Source organism: Corynebacterium atrinae (genome assembly GCF_030408455.1).
Lineage (GTDB): Bacteria > Actinomycetota > Actinomycetes > Mycobacteriales > Mycobacteriaceae > Corynebacterium > Corynebacterium atrinae.
Genome location: NZ_CP046977.1, coordinates 2581618 through 2599996, shown reverse-complemented (window position 1 = coordinate 2599996; position 18379 = coordinate 2581618). Strand labels below are relative to the sequence as shown.

Annotated in this window: 16 protein-coding genes; 9 read left to right on the top strand and 7 right to left on the bottom strand. The window is 64.3% G+C overall.

Features of this window, described 5'->3' with window-relative positions; translation table 11 throughout:
* Positions 1-840 precede the first annotated feature (840 nt).
* Genes CATRI_RS12565 through CATRI_RS12555 form a run of 3 tightly spaced genes read left to right on the top strand, consistent with a single transcriptional unit; the run spans position 841 to position 4358 of the window.
* Positions 841-2691 (top strand): pyruvate kinase, encoded by a 1851-nt coding sequence (locus CATRI_RS12565; RefSeq protein WP_290218136.1) that lies wholly within the window; start codon positions 841-843, stop codon positions 2689-2691.
* A 5-nt stretch (positions 2692-2696) separates the two neighbouring features.
* Positions 2697-3422, top strand: a complete 726-nt coding sequence (locus CATRI_RS12560; RefSeq protein WP_290218134.1) for a glycerophosphodiester phosphodiesterase — start codon at positions 2697-2699, stop codon at positions 3420-3422.
* A 21-nt stretch (positions 3423-3443) separates the two neighbouring features.
* Positions 3444-4358 carry a DUF5926 family protein gene (locus CATRI_RS12555; protein ID WP_290218131.1) on the top strand — a complete coding sequence of 305 codons (915 nt, stop codon included), beginning with the start codon at positions 3444-3446 and terminating at the stop codon, positions 4356-4358.
* Between the two features lie 4 nt (positions 4359-4362).
* Here CATRI_RS12555 and CATRI_RS12550 read toward each other — a convergent pair whose 3' ends face one another.
* The 3 genes from CATRI_RS12550 to CATRI_RS12540 are packed head-to-tail and all read right to left on the bottom strand — an operon-like array spanning position 4363 to position 7627.
* A complete protein-coding gene (locus tag CATRI_RS12550) occupies positions 4363-5607 on the bottom strand; it encodes an LCP family protein (protein ID WP_290218129.1) in 1245 nt (414 codons plus the stop codon).
* Positions 5608-5624: 17 nt separating this feature from the next.
* A complete protein-coding gene (locus tag CATRI_RS12545; RefSeq protein WP_290218126.1) occupies positions 5625-6362 on the bottom strand; it encodes a CPBP family intramembrane glutamic endopeptidase in 738 nt (245 codons plus the stop codon).
* The gene (locus CATRI_RS12540; RefSeq protein ID WP_290218122.1) at positions 6359-7627 is read right to left on the bottom strand and encodes an amidase; all 1269 of its coding nucleotides are present in this window, start codon (positions 7625-7627) and stop codon (positions 6359-6361) included. Before CATRI_RS12540 ends, CATRI_RS12545 begins: the two co-directional genes overlap by 4 nt.
* Between CATRI_RS12540 and pheA the strand changes: the two genes are divergently transcribed.
* Both pheA and CATRI_RS12530 read left to right on the top strand, forming a co-directional pair.
* Complete coding sequence (gene pheA / locus CATRI_RS12535; RefSeq protein WP_290218117.1) at positions 7626-8573, top strand: prephenate dehydratase; 948 nt, start codon at positions 7626-7628, stop codon at positions 8571-8573. The two genes, CATRI_RS12540 and pheA, sit on opposite strands and share 2 nt — an antisense overlap.
* A gap of 1 nt (position 8574) precedes the next feature.
* Positions 8575-9237, top strand: coding sequence for a histidine phosphatase family protein (locus tag CATRI_RS12530; RefSeq protein WP_290218114.1), 663 nt, complete (start codon positions 8575-8577; stop codon positions 9235-9237).
* Positions 9238-9257: 20 nt separating this feature from the next.
* Here the strand turns inward: CATRI_RS12530 and CATRI_RS12525 are convergent, their stop codons facing one another.
* The 3 genes from CATRI_RS12525 to CATRI_RS12515 form a co-directional block, all read right to left on the bottom strand.
* A complete protein-coding gene (locus tag CATRI_RS12525; RefSeq protein WP_290218112.1) occupies positions 9258-9605 on the bottom strand; it encodes a metallopeptidase family protein in 348 nt (115 codons plus the stop codon).
* Positions 9602-10609: a septum formation family protein gene (locus CATRI_RS12520; RefSeq protein ID WP_290218109.1), complete on the bottom strand. Its 1008-nt coding sequence runs from the start codon at positions 10607-10609 to the stop codon at positions 9602-9604. The genes CATRI_RS12525 and CATRI_RS12520 overlap by 4 nt, the downstream gene beginning before the upstream one ends.
* Before the next feature lie 75 nt (positions 10610-10684).
* Entirely contained in the window at positions 10685-11455 is a 771-nt protein-coding gene (locus CATRI_RS12515; RefSeq protein ID WP_290218106.1) for a GntR family transcriptional regulator, read from the bottom strand.
* 164 nt (positions 11456-11619) lie between these two features.
* Between CATRI_RS12515 and serS the strand changes: the two genes are divergently transcribed.
* The 4 genes from serS to glpK are packed head-to-tail and all read left to right on the top strand — an operon-like array spanning position 11620 to position 16171.
* Positions 11620-12879 carry a serine--tRNA ligase gene (gene serS, locus CATRI_RS12510; RefSeq protein WP_290218104.1) on the top strand — a complete coding sequence of 420 codons (1260 nt, stop codon included), beginning with the start codon at positions 11620-11622 and terminating at the stop codon, positions 12877-12879.
* Positions 12880-12881: 2 nt separating this feature from the next.
* The gene (locus CATRI_RS12505) at positions 12882-13823 is read left to right on the top strand and encodes a lysophospholipid acyltransferase family protein (RefSeq protein ID WP_290218099.1); all 942 of its coding nucleotides are present in this window, start codon (positions 12882-12884) and stop codon (positions 13821-13823) included.
* Position 13824: 1 nt separating this feature from the next.
* Positions 13825-14652: an HAD family hydrolase gene (locus tag CATRI_RS12500; RefSeq protein WP_290218098.1), complete on the top strand. Its 828-nt coding sequence runs from the start codon at positions 13825-13827 to the stop codon at positions 14650-14652.
* Positions 14653-14656: 4 nt separating this feature from the next.
* Complete coding sequence (glpK, locus tag CATRI_RS12495; RefSeq protein ID WP_290218097.1) at positions 14657-16171, top strand: glycerol kinase GlpK; 1515 nt, start codon at positions 14657-14659, stop codon at positions 16169-16171.
* Here glpK and CATRI_RS12490 read toward each other — a convergent pair.
* Positions 16168-18267, bottom strand: coding sequence for an N-acetylmuramoyl-L-alanine amidase (locus tag CATRI_RS12490; RefSeq protein WP_290218096.1), 2100 nt, complete (start codon positions 18265-18267; stop codon positions 16168-16170). The genes glpK and CATRI_RS12490 overlap by 4 nt on opposite strands.
* Between the last annotated feature and the right edge of the window lie 112 nt (positions 18268-18379).

The window sequence follows — 18379 nt, the reverse complement described above, 5'->3', positions numbered from 1 at the left end:
GAGCAGTGTTTCCGAGAACCCGCTCCGAAAAGAGGAGAGCCTCAACGAAGTCCTCCAATTCGGTGTCCGATAGCCAGGGCGTCGGTAGTAGGTGTGAGTACTTATGTCCGGTAAGCTACTCCCACGCCGGTAGCCGATCGGACGATATGCTCTGCTTTTCTGAACCCTCTTGATCAATCATTCGATGCTCCATTATTTAAGAGAGGGCGAAGCGAATCGCTGAGACAAACCGGACCACATCCTGTCGGATACGTACGACACTGTACGGGGTAGCTTACCTTGTGGGTAGGTGAATTGGCCTTTCTATCGCGTCGGTGGCCAGGGTTATCTTGGCGAATCACAATCACAATGTGACCCCAAATTTCTGCCTTTTGGACCTGGACTTCTTACGTTGCTGTCAGTGGCCTTCTATGTCTGTCTCTCCATAGCTCGTCGAACGACTAGGGTGGCATTCGGGCAGACTATCGACCCCCGCCCAACGTGCCGAAAATCGTCGATAGACATCCAAGAGTTCAACGCCCGTATCAAGACGGAGTCCATTGACTGTGAATACGCCGCACGGAGCTCTGATAGATCGAAGCCTCAGCGATGTTCGCATATCTGCCCGACCAAGCGAGCGCCGAGGTCCTTTTTTGAGCCTTCTGGTGCCTACTGCTGCTTTGACTCACCTGCCTCGTTCAAACGCAGTTCCACACCGCACACACGCCGAGCCAGCAATACATAGAAACTCGCACTAACCGAAGAGTCCTCAACTCACCAATTCTCACCTGTGCCGAGGTGCCGAATCCCCCCGGCACAGGCACAATGTGGTGAGTAGTACTCACGAGGGAGACGAGGCACGTGGACGAGTCCAGGCTGCAGGAATTGATCACCAAGGTCGACAAGCTCATCGTCGACCTCAATGAGGACGCGAAGATCCACGAAGAGGCGATTGCCCGGGTCGCAGACACGCATCGGGATGGTGCGCTCAACCTGGTGCACTATGCGGCCCTGCGGCAGCATGATATTCGTCCTATCCAGGGTGGATTGTCGTCGGTGGGGGCGACTCGTTTGACCACGACGGAACCTTCTGTCCTGCCGCGCCTCCAGGCTGCCCGCAATGTCCTTTCGGCTTATGCCGGAGAGGAGTTGAAGTACACGTCCTCCGAGGTGGGCACTGCGTTCGCGCGGGCGGATGACATTTTGGAGCAGCACGCGGACACTCTGTTGGGTGAGACGTTGGAGGAGACGAGTTCCCGCATCATGGTTACGCTCCCGACGGAGGCGGCCACCGACCTGGAGCTCGTCCGCGGATTCGTCGACGCGGGCATGGAGCTCGCTCGCATCAATTGTGCTCACGATGGCCCAGAAGCATGGGAGCAGATGATCGCCAATGTCCGCGTCGCAGCCAGCGAGGCAGGTCGCCCCGTCAGGGTCGCCATGGATCTCGCGGGTCCGAAGGTCCGCACCGGTGCCATCGTCCCCGGACCTGAGGTGGGACGCGCGCGCGTCACCCGCACCGAGACCGGGTTGGTGACTACTCCGGCGAAACTGTGGATCACCCCCACCGGCTCGCCTGTCCCGCAGATGCCCTTCCTTGCCGGCCGTCCGGCGTTGCCGGTCCAGGTGGACGAGGAGTGGTTCCAAGCTTTAGAGGTGGGCAGCAAGATCACGCTGGTGGATAATCGCGATGCCAAGCGCACCTTCACCGTCACCACGCTGGCGGACGGCGCTGCCCTCGCCGAGGGCCAGCGCAATGCCTACATTTCCAACTCGACTCTCTTGCAGCACGACTGGCGCAAGGCCCGCGTCAGCGGCATCCCGGCCACGGAGCAGAAGTTGCGGCTGTACGTCGGCGATCGCCTCATCCTCACCGATGATCCGACCCCGGCGGCGCCCGCGCCGGGCTGGACACCGCGGATCAGCTGCACCCTCGCGGAGGCGGTCACCGCCATCGAAGTCGGCCAGCGGGTGTTGTTCGATGATGGCTCGATTGGCGCGGTCGCAACAGACAAGCGAGTCACCGCCGAGGGGTTCACTGAGGTCATCCTCGACATCGACTACGCCGGTGCCAACGGCACCAATCTTGCTGCCTATAAGGGCATCAACCTGCCCGACACGGACTTGCCCCTGCCTAGCCTGAGCCCGGAAGATATCGAGGCGTTGAGGTTTGTGGCGCATCACGGGGACATCGCCAATGTTTCTTTCATTCGCAACCCGGCGGACGTGGCTTTCCTCCTGGAAACCCTGGAAGGCATCGCGGAGGAGTCCGAGGACCCGGAGCGGGTGCGCAACCTCGGCATCGTGCTCAAGATCGAGACCATCCCGGCCTTTGAAAACCTCGCCCTCATCCTGCTGGAGGGCCTGCGGCACGCCAACCTAGGCATCATGATCGCTCGCGGCGATCTAGCCGTGGAGCTGGGCTTTGACCGGATGGCTGAGGTGCCCCGCCTCATTGCGCAGATGGCGGAGGCCGCGCACGTGCCCACCATCATGGCCACCCAAGTCCTGGAGAATCTGGCCAAGTCCGGCCTGCCCTCCCGGGCGGAGATCACCGACGCCGCGTACGCCCTGCGCAGCGAGGCTGTCATGCTGAACAAGGGCCCGCACATCACCGATGCCATTCGGGTTCTCAACGTCCTATCCGCCAAGCTGGGCCGCTCCCAGCGCAAAAATCGCCAGCTGCTGCGCCGAATCGGCAGCTGGTCTTAAATGCCATGAAGATCATTGCTCACCGCGGCTATTCCGCGCGTTATCCCGAACTGACCCGGCGCGCCTTCGAGGCCGCCCTGGCCCTGCCAATTCACGGCGTCGAATGCGATGTGCGATTGACTCTCGACGGCGAGGTCGTGGTCATCCACGATCCCATCATCGACCGCGTCGCCGATGGTTCCGGGCGCGTCTCCGCGCTCACGCTCTCCCGCTTGCGGGACTTCAACTTCGGCACCGCCCTCGACCCCCAGGAAGTGCTCACTCTCGGCGACTTGCTGGACATGGTCACCGAGCACGACGACAAGCACATCTACATCGAAACCAAGCACCCGATGCGCTACGGGCGCATGCTGGAGGAGCAGGTCGTGCAGTGCCTGCGGCACCGCGGGCTTGTCGACGACCCCCGCATCCACATCATTTCCTTCGCCGCGTCCGCGGTGGTCCGGATGAAACAGATCGCCCCGCAGGTCGATCGTTTTCACCTGCGCCGCAAGATCGAGCGTTGGCTCAACCCCATCGATACTCATCCCGGTACCCCGACCGGCCTCGGCTTGTCTCTCGCGCGGGCACGGAGCCGACCGGAGCTCATCGGGAAGCGGGGCCTGCCGACGTACGTGTGGACGGTCAATGACCCCAAGGACATGCTGTGGGCCCGCGACGCGGGCGTCGACATGATCGCGACGGATGAGCCGGAATTGGCCCTGCGGGTGTTGGGTCCGAGCCAGTCCTAGCGCCCAGGTATCTTGGACGCCATGGCCAAGAAGAATAAGAAGAATGCTGAAGTCCTGCCGGAAGGCATGAGCCGTCGACAAGCGAAGTTGGCAGCTCGCGTCGCCGAGCGCGCTGCCCTGGACCGCGATCCCCGCCCCTACGGTGGGCTGGCGGCAGAGGCTGACCTGGTGGCTTTGCAGGAGTTTGTGCCCTCGGCCGTCGCCAAGCTTGATGTCACCGGCATCGACCGGGACGTGTACGTGGCGACGGTGCTGCCCGGCGGCGGAGCAGCACTGGTGCGCGATTCCGGCGAGGCCTTCGTCGCCTTGCAGCTGCCGATCCGCAGCGCCAACCCTGGCCGTGACCTGGCCAAGGCCCTGGCGTGGGTGAAGGATGCCACGCCGGGTCAGACGCTGGACAACGGTCAGGCGGACGGCACCGAGCCGGCGCTGAGCGAGCTCATTCCCGCCGACGCCGAGCTGGAGATTACCGAACACCAGGACTTCAATTGGTGGATTCCGGAAGGCACCCAGCTGGATGCGGCGACGGCGCAGGGCATGCAGGCCGCGAATGACGCCGTGGTCGAATCGTACCGCATCAACGTCGAGATCCCCGGTGCCGTCTGGTGGGTTGATCCGGGCAGCGGCAAGGCCCACATCCGGTGGGTCCGCCCGGTGGACAACGAGGATGCCCTGCTCAGCGCCCTGGCCCGCATCGCCGCCCGCGGTGAGCTCAACCTCGGCGAGGGAACGAAGTTCGCCGGTGTGTTCCGCACGCACGGCATCGTCGTGCCGGTCTTCGACCTTGACCCGGTGGTCACTCACCTGGAATACGACGAGGAACTGCAGCGCGTGTCCAAGGCCGTCGACGCCGAACTGGATAATGATTCCCAGCTCAGCGCCGATGAGCGCAAGCAGTTGCAGAACATCAAGTCCCGCCAGGTGACCATCCGCTAGCGGGCTACTTCATCGAGCTCCACAGCGCCTGCGCGCCGGCGTCATCCCAGAGGACGACGTTGCCCACGGCATAGTCCGCGAAGCCGGCAACGGGGACGGTTTCCGTGGTGACGCCGCTGCGCATCGCCAACGCGACCCGCGCCAAGTGCCAGGCGTGGTCGCCCTTGCCCACGGTGAACGAGTTGGCCGTGTTGGACACAAGCGGGAAGAACTCGAAGGGGTTGAGCAACGTCGACGGGCGAGTGGCCTCAGTCATGAGGGCGCCGAAGAACTCCCGTTGGCGATCCACCCGGTCGAGGTCACCCATGGCCGTGGCGCGGGTGCGCACGTATCCCAAGGCGGTGGGCCCGTCCATCTTCTGGCAGCCCGCAACGATATTGAGATTGGCCAGCGGATCATTGATGGGCTCGGTGGGGCACAGCTCGACCCCGCCGATGGCGTCGACGACGTTGGCTAGTCCGCCCATGCCGATCTCCGCGTAGTGGTCAATGCGCAGGCCAGTGGCCTGTTCAACCGTGGACGCCAACAAGGTCGGACCGCCGTAAGTGAAGGCGGCGTTGATCTTGTCTTCGCCGTATCCGGGGATGGAAACGTAGCTATCGCGGGGCAGCGACACGAGTCGGGCCTGGCCGCCGTTGGGGATGTGCAGCACCATGATGGTGTCGGTGCGGCCGATGCCAATGTCACCGCCGGTGCCCAGCCTGGCGACGTCCTCCTCGCTCATGCCCTGACGGGAATCGGAACCCACGAGCAGCCAGTTCGTTCCGGCGGTGTTGGCCACCTGGGGGGACGGGGTTGCCTCGACGCGGGTGAGCTTGGAATCGACCCAGAAGAGCATCGATATGCCCAACACCAACACCACGGCGAGCAGCCCGCCGAGCGAGCGGAGGCACCCACCCGGCCGGGGAGCGCGGCGACGCTTGCGGGGTACCGCGGCCGGCTGGGGACGAATGGATCGCGGCACCGGCTGGGCTGATGGCACAGGCTGGGGCCGACGGGGAACCTCACGCGGGGGAATGTACTGCCGCGGCGATTCGTAGCGGGTGGGCTCAGCTGCGGGAGGCGGGGCGTCGCGACGCGGGCGACGCTGCGGAGCATTGCGAGCATCCGGACGGCGGCGAACGGGGCGGCCGAAACGATCGACGAGGGGACGGCCGTCGCGCCCACGGACGATGTCGCCCGAATCGCGTGGGTCGGTAGATCGCGGGCGGGGTGGCCTGCGGTCGTCTCGGTAATCCCGTTCATCCATGGATAAGAGGTTACCTGTCACAGTCCCAGGAACGAGAGGTTGCCGGCCAGGAAGGAGTAGCCGACGAAGGCGAAGGCATCGATGAGGAAGTGAGCGATGACCAAGGGCCACACGCGCCCCGTGCGCCAATAAAACCAGCCGTAGAGCAGGCCCATGAGGATATTGCCGAAGCCGGCGGATACCCCCTGGTAGAGGTGGTAGCTGCCGCGCAGCACGCTGGAGGCGGCGAGCGCGGCGGGCATACCCCAGCCGAGGCCGCGCAGCCGGGTGAGCAGGTAGAAGACGACGACGATTTCCTCGCCAAAGGCGTTCGCCCCGGACCTCAGCAACTGCACTGGCACTTCCGTCCACGGGTGCGTCAACGTGGTGGGGATCACTACCCGGGAGAGGCCGAGGTGAACGGCGGAGGCGTAGAAAACCAGGCCGGGAATCCCAATGATCGCCGCCAACCCAGCGCCCCAGGCCACGTCGCTCCAGCGCGGGCGATGGAGCGTGATCCCATCACCGGCGAGGAGGAAGAGGGCGAGGCACCCGTAGGCGACGAGCACCCCGGCCGAACACAATTGCAGCCCCAGATCGATCCACACGGACGAGGACATGGTGGTGTTGAGCGTGACTTGCTGCTCGTTGAGGGGAGTGGGGCTGAGGAGGGAATCGATGAGCCGGAGCGAGGCCCGCAGCCCGGAGATGCCGAAGGTGATGGCGAGGACCAGGAGGATTTCCAGGCGCACCCTTTGCAGGCGTGGCGTAGTCATCGTTCAAGCTCCGTGGCCAGCTGGAGGAGGGCTGCGTCGTCGAGGGTGATCGACCCGAGGTTCACGCCCACCGGAGGTCCGCCGACCACAGCCCACGGCACCGAGATCGCCCCGCGCCCGGACATGTTGAACAGTGACCCCCAGGGCGACCAGCGGGTCTGGGCGAGGAAGTTCTCCTCCGGGTCGAGGCTCGCGAAGTAGCCGATCGGTGGGGGAGCGGCGGTGGTGGTCATGGGGGTGAGCAGGGCGTCGACGTCCCAGGTCCGCACCAGCAGGTCGGATAGCGCGCTCGCGTGTGCCGTGGCCTCGGCGAACTGGGAGCGGGTCACCGCGCGGCCATGAGCGCGCAGCCAGGCGACAATGCCCTCGGTGGGCCCGCGCAACCCGGCGAGCTTGGAGGTAAAGATGGTGCGAAAGGCCGCAAAGGTATCCGCCGCCTGCGGGTACGGGTCCACCGCCACGACCTCGTGTCCCGCCTCCGCCAACTCGGAAGCAGCCGACGCCAACGCCGCCAGCATCACCTCATCCACCTCTGCCTCGGCGAATAGCGGCTCGGCCAAGACCCCGATCCGCCGTCGGGGACCGACGCCCCCGGGGTACCCATGCAAGAACGCTGCATCGTCAACCGTGCGCGTGATGAAGCCCTGCGCTGCCAACTGCGGGGCGGAAGGTTTGAAGCCCACGACCCCGCAGGCCGCAGCCGGCACCCGAATCGAGCCACCCCCATCCGAGGCATGAGCAGCGGGCAGGATGCCCCGGGCCACCAACACCGCCGCCCCACCAGAAGAACCAGCGGGGGTCCGCCCAGGCCACAGCGGATTATCTGGGAAGGGCAGCCCCGGCGGTTCGGTATAAATGGTCAACCCCAGCTCCGCCGCGGCACTCTTCCCCGGGATGACCACCCCCTCCGCGAGCAGTTCGTCCACGAACACGTCGTTGTGGTGTGCCAGGCGGGCGCGCCGGGCAGACCCGGAGGTGGTGGGCATCCCGGCGACGTTCGACAGGTCTTTGATGGGCATGAGTAGACCGTGGAGGCGGCTGCGGGGTGCGGGAGGGACGGCGTCGATAAGCATGGCCGCCGAATAGGCGGCATCAAGGTCCACATGACTGAAACCGTGCTCGGCGGGGGTGAGGCCATCCAGGCGGCGCGCCAACTTCTCCACCTGGGAGACGGCGCTGAGCTCACCACGACGAAGCGCGGCGACGGTCGCGCGGACGGAGGAAACCATGCCGACCACATTACGACTGGATAGGCTGTCAGTCATGACCACCACTGTCGCTTACCTCGGGCCCGCCGGAACTTTTACGGAGGCAGCGCTCCTGCGCTTCGCCGAGGCCGGGGCCTTCGGGGAGGCGGACATCACCCCACTACCAGTGAGTTCACCGCGGGAGGCGCTCGACGCGGTGCGCACCGGGGCAGCGAGTTTCGCCTGCGTGGCGATCGAGAACTCCGTGGATGGTTCGGTGACGTCGACGCTCGATGCCCTCGTTGAGGACGGGGGAGTGCAGATCTACCGCGAGTTGGAACTCGAGATCGCCTTCTCCATCATGGTGCGGCCCGGCATGGCGTTGGAGGACGTGCGGACTTTTGCCACGCACCCCGTCGCCCACCAGCAGGTTCGCAAGTGGCTGGCTGAGAACATCCCCGGGGCGAGCTTCATCCCGGCCTCCTCTAACGCGGCCGCCGCCGAGGCCGTCGCGGAGGGGCGCGCCGATGCTGCTGCCGCCCCCGACCGTGCCGCCGCCCTCTTCGGGCTTGATGTTTTGGCAGAGAACGTCGCTGACCTGGCCGGAGCGCGCACTCGCTTCGTTGTCGTCGGTGCCCGCGGCGTCCCCACCGCCCGCACCGGCAACGATTCCACGACGGTCGTGTTCACCCTCCCCAACGAGCCTGGCACCCTCGTCGGCGCGCTCACTGAGTTCGCGCTGCGGGGCGTCGACATGAGCCGCATTGAGTCGCGGCCCACCCGCCAGGAATTCGGCACCTACCACTTCTATGTCGACCTCATCGGCCACATCGACGACGCCCCCCTCGCCGAAGCGCTCCGCGCCCTGTGGCTCCGAGCGGAGGACATCACCTACCTCGGATCGTGGCCGATCCCGCGCGAGGAGGGCCGGCCCGAGGAGCTGGAATCGAACCTCAACCGCCTGCAACTCGCCACCGATTGGGTGCTGGCCGCGCGCGAAGGTCTCGAAGGCGGGGTCGCCTAGCATGCCCGGACGCCTCATCCTCTTGCGCCACGGGCAGACCCACAGCAACGTCAATCGTCGCCTGGACACCCGCCCGCCCGGCGCCGAACTCACGGCCAAAGGCCGTGCCCAAGCCCGGGAAGTCGGCTTCGAACTGGCAAAATACAGTCGCTTATCGACGGTCGCCTCCTCCGTCGCCCTGCGCGCCCAACAGACCGCAGTCCTCGCCGTCCAGGCATACGAGGAAGCCGCAGGCTTGCCGGAGGGGAGCCAACGCATCGATGTGCTCCCCGGTGTGCACGAGATTTTCGCCGGAGACCTCGAACTGCGCAGTGATGAAAAATCCCAACTGCACTACTACCAGGCCCTGCGGGGCTGGCTGGGAGGCGACGAATTCGCGGCTACTCCCGGTGGCGAAACCTACGGTCAGGTGCTCGATCGCTTCCAACCGGTGCTCGAAGGCTTGGTCGAAGATAACCTCGCCGATGGGCAGGAGGATGACGTCCTTGTGGTCAGCCACGGGGCAGCGATCCGGACTGTTGCCGCCCACGCCTCCGGCGTCGACCCCGACTACGCCTTCGCCAGCTACCTGGGCAATTGTCGCTTCATCGTGCTTGACCCGGTGGGCAAGGAGTTCGGTAGCTGGGACATTCTGCGCTGGGCGGATGGGGATCTGCCGGGCTGAGATTGTGGGCTAGCCCTGAGTTAGCCCCAGCCGAGTTCGTGCAGCTCGTGCTCCTCGAGCCCGAAGTAGTGCCCGACCTCGTGGAACACCGTCACCTTGATCTCCGCTGCCAGTTGCTCTTCGGTGTCGCAGAAACGCTGGAGCGCGCCCTTGTAGATGGAGATCGTGTCGGGCAGGAACCCGGTGTGGTCGAAGGTGCGCTCGGTGAGCATCACGCCCTCGTAGAGACCGAGGATCTCTGGGTTGGCCTCGTTGAACTCCTGCACGAGGAAGACGACGTTGCCTAAGTGGCGGGCGAACTCCTCGGGGATGAGATCAATGGCGTCATTGACCATTTCCTCGAAGGAGGCATCAGAGACCTCGATCACGGGGTGCGAGCGGCGTCTCGGAGAGGATCACGCTCCGGCGGGGCGGCGGGGGTCTGGCCGTCCACCTTGAGGGCTTCGCGGCCGTCCTTTGCGGAACCGGTCACGGTGGCAAAGGCCCCGTCCTCGCGGGCGAAGGTGAGCGCGCAGTTTACCGAGCGGGAACCACCGATCCACGACGGTTGCTCCAAGGTGCCCCAATAGGGCTGCAGGGTGGATTGATAGAGCTGCTCTTCCCCGCCGAGGTAGTCCATGGCGGCCTGGGTGCACACCCCGGACAGGTAGCGGTCCTGGTCCTCCACCGAAGGAACACCCTCGGGGAACTGTGCGGTGAGGTCAACCACCTGCGTGATCTCCAAGTTGTGGTCCTCAGAACAATCGACCGTCCGCAGCGAATGGGAATTATCCACCAAGACGCACTCCCCCGGCTTGGATACCCGCGCCTGGTCCTGCGTGGAGGCACTGCCGACGGTGAGCATGGGCATGCCCGAGGAATCGGTGGACTGCAACCCGCACAACATCGTCCGATCCCCGGCCTCCCACGCAGCGGCGGGCGGCAAAATCGGGGCGATGGAGTAGCGGCCGACCGGGTCGAAACGCCCGTTGAGGAAGCGAAGCGTCGGGGCTTGGCACAGTTCTTCGCGCAGCTGGGCTTGGCGGGTGAGATCCGGGCGGGGCGCCTCATCGCCAAACTCAGAGGACGGATAAGTGCCCAGGTTTTCCCGGGCGGAGACCTCGAAGCGGTGCTCGCTATCGCATGGGGTCTGCTCGAAGTTGGTCACTTCCCCCGAGTCGGAGACATTCCACGTGAGGCAGGCACCAACATCGGCCGTGGTGAACGATGCTGGATCGTCGGCGGAGGCGTTGATCGAACCATCATGGGTGGAGTCACCGCCGACCGGGTGGCCAGTGACATAGCTGAAGGTCCCGATCGCGGTGGCCGCGCACAAAGTCGCCACGAGGCCGGTGCGCACGGCTGTCGCTGATCGAGCGGATCGCAGGTTCATAGTTCTCCCATTGTGCCCAGTTGGAGTTGACGATACCAACGCGCCACGCGATTCCAAGACCTTTTAGAAGAGCTATTAGAGCCCTTCGGCCCTGGAGACGCGTGTATTCAAGCGGTAACGATCCGTGCGATACACCGAGGAACACCACTCAATGGGTAAGGAATTGGACCGGGAAAAACGCACGATGTGGAGCAATGCGGTGCCCGGAGGGACCTCGAGCAGCTCGGCCTGATGGTCGTCCGCTTCCACCGCAGTGACAACCTGGTCAGCTTCCGTGATGGGTAGGTCGTAGTCACGTTCCACGATGGCGTAGACGGAGTTGTACACGTCGTTTTCCAGCAAATTGGGGACGTAAGTCGCGTTGTACCAACCGTCATCGATGGAATAGGGTTCACCGTCGCCTAGCCGCAGTCGGCGCAGGTGGGTGTGGAGCAGGCTGGGGGTGGCACCAAAGAAACTCGCCACCTCGGGTGGGGCGCAGGCGCGCCCGGCCATGAGGATCTTCGAGGAGGCGACGACATTCTGGGACTTCATTTCCGAGCTGAAGGAGGCGAGGTGCAGTCGCGATACCAGGGGGCTCGGGGCGACGAAGGTGCCTCGTCCGCGGACGCGGCGCAAGCGGTTGGAAGCGACGAGATCGCCAATGGCGCGGCGGACCGTGATGCGGGAGACGCCATAGGCTTCCTCCAGTGCCCGTTCGCCGGGCAGAATATCGCCAGGGTGTAGTTGCGTGGTACACATTTCTTCCAAAATCGACCTGAGTTGAGCGTGCTTGGGAATCGGTCCATCAACAATGATTCGATCGGGTAGCTCTGGGGCAGGTGACTTCCGAGAAGAAGTTGGCATAGTCCTATTCTAGAGGGCTGGTTATTACCAGTGTGCATTTAGGGAGTGAAAAACTATGTACAGCATAGGAATGCCTTTAGGTTTTAGCTCAAAATTAGATGAGAGCCCGGGGGAGTGGGCAACTGATATCTGCTGTTGACCCCTGCGCGCGGTAGGCTCGGGGCGTGATTGATCTCAAATTCCTTCGTGAGAATCCCGACGTAGTCCGCGCCTCTCAGGTGACCCGCGGCGAGGATCCCGGGCTGGTCGACGAACTGCTAGCCGCCGATGAAATCCGCCGCGAGGCCATCCAGGCCGCCGACGCCCTGCGCAACGAGCAGAAGTCTTTTGGCAAGAAAATCGGCCAGGCCGCGCCGGAGGATCGCTCCGCCTTGCTAGCAGGATCCAATGAGCTGAAGGCCAAGGTTAAGGAAGCCGAAGAAGGCCAGAAATCCGCCGAGGACAAGGTCTTTGAGATCCAGATGCGCCTGTCTAATGTCGTCGCCGGTGCCCCGGCGGGCGGCGAGGACGACTTCATCGTACTGGACACGGTCGGGGAGCCCACCACCTTCGATTTCGAGCCGAAGGACCACTTAGAACTGGGCACCAATTTGGGGCTCATCGACATGGAGCGCGGTACTAAGGTCGGCGGTTCCCGCTTCTATTACCTCACCGGTGACGGGGCCTTCCTCCAGTTGGGCATGATGTTGCTGGCGGCCCAGAAGGCCCGTGCGGCTGGCTTCCAGCTGATGATCCCGCCGGTGCTCGTGCGCCCGGAGATCATGCAGGGCACCGGTTTCCTGGGGGACCACTCCGAGGAGATCTACTACCTCGAGCGCGATGACCTGTACCTGGTGGGTACCTCCGAGGTTGCCCTGGCCGGTTACCACAAAGACGAGATCATTGACCTGCGCAATGGCCCGCTCAAGTATGCCGGCTGGTCCTCGTGCTTCCGACGCGAAGCCGGTTCCTATGGCAAGGACACCCGCGGCATCATCCGCGTCCACCAGTTCGACAAGGTGGAAATGTTCGTCTACTGCAAACCGGAGGAAGCTGAGGTGCAGCACCAGGCCCTGCTCGCCATGGAACGCGAGATGCTTGCCGCAATGCAGGTTCCCTACCGGGTCATCGATATTGCTGGCGGTGACCTCGGAGCCTCCGCCGCCCGCAAGTTCGACACCGAAGGCTGGGTGCCCACCCAAGGGACCTACCGTGAGCTGACCTCCACCTCGAACTGCACCACTTTCCAGGGCCGTCGCCTGCAGACCCGCTACCGCGATGAGAACGGCAAGGCGCAGGTAGCCGCCACCCTCAACGGAACGCTGGCTACGACTCGTTGGCTCGTTGCCATTTTGGAAAACAACCAGCAGGCCGATGGTTCCGTCGTCGTCCCCGAGGCGTTGCGCCCCTTCGTGGGCAAGGACGTCATCGAACCGAAAAGGTAACCATGAGCGGACATACTCGTTTTGAACGCCGCGGCGGTTTCTACGTTCCCCGCGGCTTTCCCACCGTGCCCGACCACCCCCAAGAGGCGAAAGAAGCACCCTACAACCGGGTGATGATTCCGCTCCTGCGAAAGATCATGTCCGCCCAGGGCTTGACCATCACAGTGTTCGGAGCGGAGAATGTTCCGACCTCGGGTCCCGCGTTGCTCGCCATTAATCACACCGGTTTCTACGACTTCATCTTCGCTGGCATCCCAGCTCTCCTGCGGGGGAAGCGCTTGGTCCGGTTCATGTCGAAGCAGGAAGTGTTTAACGTTCCCGTCATCGGCAAACTCATGCGCTCGATGGATCATTTGCCGGTCGACCGCGCCGCCGGAGGTTCCTCCCGCACCGAGGCCGTCGCCCGGCTGCGCCGGGGGCAGTTGGTGGGGATCTTCCCTGAGGCGACGATCTCCCGCGCATTCCAGCTCAAGGATTTCAAAAACGGTGCGGTCCGCATCGCCGAGGAAGCCGATGCCCCGCTATTGCCGGTGGTCATCTGGGGTTCGCAGCGCGTGTGGACCAAGGATCACCCCAAGCGGCTTGGGCGGAGCAATACCCCGATCTTTATCCGCGTTGGGGAGCCAGTCGACCCGACCGGCGATCCGGACGTGGCCACCGAACGCTTGAAGTCCGTCATGAACGGGATGCTTGACCAAGTCCGCGATGACTACACCCGGGCCTACGGCCCGTTTCCTTCCGGGGAGTTCTGGATCCCTTCCGATCAGGGCGGCAGCGCCCCGACGCTTTTCGACGCCGCCCGCCTCGACGCCGAAGAGCGTGAAGCGCGGAAGGAACGCAAGGAAGCCAAGGTTTCGGAGCGGTTGAACAAGCGCGCGGATGCGGCCCTTGGCAACGCACGCACTGTTAGAGCCCGACTCAAGAACCTGTTCAGGAAGCGATAACATGGATCACGCACCAAAGCTGGTCGCCAGCGATGTCGATGGGACGTTGCTCAACTCCCAGGACAGGGTGACTCCCCGGGTGCGTGATGTGATCGTCCGAGCAGTGGAGGCCGGCACCGAAGTGGCTTTGGCTACCGGCCGCCCTCATCGCTGGATCTTCCCGGTGTTGGACCAGCTGACCGTGCGCCCCGTGTGCGTCACCTCCAACGGGGCCGTGCTCTATGATTCCGCGACTGATCGCGTCCTGCGTTCCCATGTCCTCGACCCGGAGACCATGACCCTCGTGCTGGAGTCGGCGAAGGAGGCGTTTTACGACGTCGGTGGGGTCGCCGTCGGATGCGAGCGCGTCGGCCAGTCCGCCTTCGACCCGGAGGAAGAAATCTTCGTCATCACACCCGGGTTCCTCCATACCTGGGAGGAGCAGGGGTACGGAGTGCTCCCCGAACACGAGGTCATCTCCCAGCCGGCGGCGAAGATGATCTTGCGCCACGAAGGGCTGAGCGCGCCTGAGATGTTCGACAAAATCTTCCCCTTCATCGACCCCGACCTCGCGCACGTCACCTACTCCATGAATGAAGGGCTGCTCGAAATCGCCGCCCCTGGCGTCACCAAGGCTTTGGGCGTATCGACGCTCGCGGAGCTCCACGGCGTCGATAGGTCAGAGGTCCTCTGCCTGGGAGACATGCCCAACGATATCGAGATGCTCCAATGGGCGGGTCTCGGCGTGGCGATGGGCAACGCCCGGGATTCGGTTAAAGACGCCGCCGATTTCGTCACAGCCACCAACAATGACGAAGGTTTGGCGCAAGTCCTCGAGCGCTGGTTCTAAGACCGTGAATGTATCCCAGGAAAAGCCGTATGTGGTCGCGATCGACCAGGGGACGACGTCGACACGCTGTGTCATTGTCAACCAGGCGGGTGACGTAGTCTCCTCCGCCCAGTTCGAGCACGAGCAGATCATGCCCCGGCAAGGCTGGGTCGAACACGACCCGATGGAAATTTGGTCAAATACCCGGCTGGCGGTGTCGGAGGCGATGGTGAGCATCGATGCGTCGCCAGAGAATTTTGCTGCCCTCGGGGTGACCAACCAACGCGAGACCACCGTCGTGTGGGACAGAGCGACCGGGCGGCCTATCTACAACGCCATTGTCTGGCAAGACACCCGTACCGAAGACATCGCCGGGGATAACCCGCGCCGCTGGTTTGAGCGAACGGGTCTGCTGGCTAATTCCTACTCCGCCGGCCCAAAGATTGCGTGGATCCTCGATCATGTGGAGGGCACGCGGAAGAGGGCCGAATCGGGAGAGTTGCTCGCCGGGACGATGGATACCTGGCTGCTGTGGAACCTCACCGGTGGCGCCCGCGGTGACGAGGGCCGCGCGGCAGTGCACGCCACGGACGTGACCAACGCCTCGCGCACCTTGCTCATGGACCTGCGGACCCGGCAGTGGGACCCCGAGCTGTGTGACGCCGTCGGCGTTCCCCTCCAGATGCTCCCGGAGATCCGACCGTCGGTGGGGCGCTTTGGTCAGGTGCGCCGCCGCGGCACCCTGCGCGCCGTACCAATCACCGGCATCCTCGGGGACCAGCAATCCGCGATGTTCGGGCAGGGCTGTTTCGCGGAAGGTGATGCAAAGAATACTTATGGCACCGGACTATTTCTCCTGCTCAATACCGGTTCGGAGCCGATGGTGAGCCAGCACGGACTGCTGAGTACCGTCCTCTACGAGATCGAGGGGGAGAAGCCGGTCTACGCCCTAGAAGGGTCAGTCGCGGTGGGTGGGTCGCTCATCCAATGGCTGCGGGACCAGCTGGGAATTATCCGCTCGGCTCAAGAAATTGAGACACTCGCCGCTCGGGTCGACGACAACGGTGGTGTGGTCATCGTTCCTGCCTTCTCGGGGCTGTTCGCTCCCCGCTGGCGTCCCGACGCCCGCGGCGTCATTGTCGGCCTCACCCGCTTCGCTGATCGCCGTCACATCGCCCGAGCCGCCCTGGAAGCCACGGCCCTGCAAACCAAAGAGGTGGTGGAGGCGATGATCGCGGACTCGGGGCTCTCGCTCAATGAGCTGCGGGTCGATGGCGGCATGGTGGCCAATGATTTGCTCATGCAACTGCAGGCCGATGTCCTTGGTTCCAGCGTGGTCCGGCCGGCGAATATCGAGACCACGGTCATGGGTGCGGCCTTCGCCGCGGGCATCGGTGCTGGTTTCTGGCCCTCGCTTGACTCTGTGAGGTCGCTGCAAAAAGAAGACCGCTCCTGGTCCCCGGAGTGGGGGACGCAGGAGCGGGAGGAACTGGTGGCCCTGTGGGACAAGGCCGTGGAGCGTTCCGTCGACTGGGCCTAAGTCAGCTTGACGTCGACGGTGCCGGTGGCGGGATCGTAAGTGATGTAGCCGCCCTGGAAATCTACGCGGAGGGTGTTGCCCGAGGCGTACTCTTCGCTGGTGGGCAGGCCGAGCGGGCCGAGATCGAAGCCCTGGCCAGCCCAGGTATCGGCGATCACACCCCACAGCGCCTTGGTGCCCACCTCTTGGTTGTTGAGGATGATGCCGTTGTCAAAGACCGCGTAGTCGGTGCTTCCCTTGCCGCCGCCGGCGCCGAGCAGGAGGCCGTCGATAGCCGAGATGCCGGTGGTGGTGCCGGTGGTGCTGATGCCGCCGCGGGAGGCACCGAGAACGGGGCCGAGCGTGGTGGAAATCCGGCTCCAGGTCTTCTCGATGTCGGAATTGCCCGACATGGAGATGGCGGTATCGGCGAAGGGCTTGAGGTCTGCGATCTTCAGGCCCTGGATGACCTCCACGTCACCGACCTTGTTTACTCCACCCGGAAGGGAGCCGTTTGCGACAGCGGCGCCAATGGCGACCGCAGCCAGGGTTCCCACGATGCTGGCGATGGCGGTGGTGTCACCGTTGATGGCGCTGCTCAACTGGGCCGGCAGAGTCTGCGGTGCGGGGCGGTTCGGGTCGGTCACTACCGGGTTCGTCGGGACCGTCGGATTGGTGATGATCGGGTTGGAACCAGTGCTGGCGGTTCCGCCCTTGATCTGCTGGTACTTCTTTTCCGCGATGCTGCGGATGTTGCCCATCTGGGCGTATCCGTACTGGCCCGGGCAGGTGTTGACCTGAGCGTCGCGGTGTGCGAACACGTTTTGCAGGGTCATGGGAACCCCGGCCGGGTACTTGTTCCCGCTGAAGGCTCGCGGAGTGTAGGACTTGCTACCCATCGGGCTGAAGCCGGCGACTGCGGCCTTCCAGCCGATCATCTCGCCCACGGAGTTGATGAGGGCGGTGGAGGGCACGGCGGTGTCGTAGTTGCCCATCATGGAGATGCCGAAGGTGTTGTGGTTGTATCCACCCACGTGAGCGCCCTGAACGGACTTGTCCAAGCCACCGGCGCGGCCTTCGTAGATCGTGCCGAACTTATCCACGACGGCGTTGTAGCCGAGGTCGCACCAGCCGAGCGCCTTCGCGTGGTAGTCGTACATGCCGCGCATGATGCCGGCGGCCTGTGCCTGGGTGTAGTTGTTCGATCCGGCTGTGTGGTGCACGGCCGCCGCCTGGGTGAAGCTGTCGTAGGACGGGGAACTGCAGCGGATGCTTTCGTTGGCTCCCCAGCCAGCGCGGCTCACCACGTTGGGCATGCCGTAGGTCGTCGAGTTGGTGGCGAGGGCGATGCCGCCTTCATCGGCCTTACCGTCGATGAACACTACGCCTAGGTCGTCTTGGGCAGCGACGTCCGCGACGGGCTTGATGTCGCCGTAGTTGGTGGGCAGGGGAGCCAGGCCACCGTCGGTGGTGGAGACCTGAGCCGGTGCGGCCGCGGGGGCGGGTTCTTCCACCGGAGCGGGAGCAGGTGCAGGAGCAGGGGCGGGGGCGGCTGCCTCCGGCACGACTGCGGGGGCGGCGGCTTCGGCCTGTTCGGCGTTGCCCTCGCCCGGCACGGTGACGTCGACAGCCTGGTCGCCGATGATGTCGACGCCGGCGACGGAAACCTGGACCTTGTTGGTCGGCTCGACGTAGATGAGGTCGGTGCCGTTGGCGGTGCCGCCCTCCTCGAGGCCGATGGGCTCGGCGTTGTACCAGGGTCCCCAGGTGCCGTCGGCGCTTTCGGCGCGGATGTAGGCGGCGATGTCACGGTCGCCGTCCCACGTGACGGCGAACATGGAGAACTGCTCGTCGCGGGTGAATTCCTTAACGGTGCGGGGTCCGGGCTCGCCTGACTGGGCGGAGATCGCGGCGTCTTCGACGACCACGTTGGCGCCGGAGGCGAAGGAGTCCGTGGCCATGGCGGCGTCGATGGGATTGCCGCCGGTTTCCTGGGTCTTGAGGATCTGGTTGCCGCCGAAGGCGGCGGATACGACCAGGGCGGTGGACAGGACAATAGCCAACGTCGGATTGACGCTGGCTTGCCGGGACGTGGCGATTCGGCGTCGTTGCTGCACGATGGGGCTCCCTATGATTGGTGATGCAGGTGTTGCAGGTTGGGTCGATAGTAAACTCTAGTACATAGTCGGGGCAATTGGTACCAATGTGACTGGAGTGTCGCCGCATGGC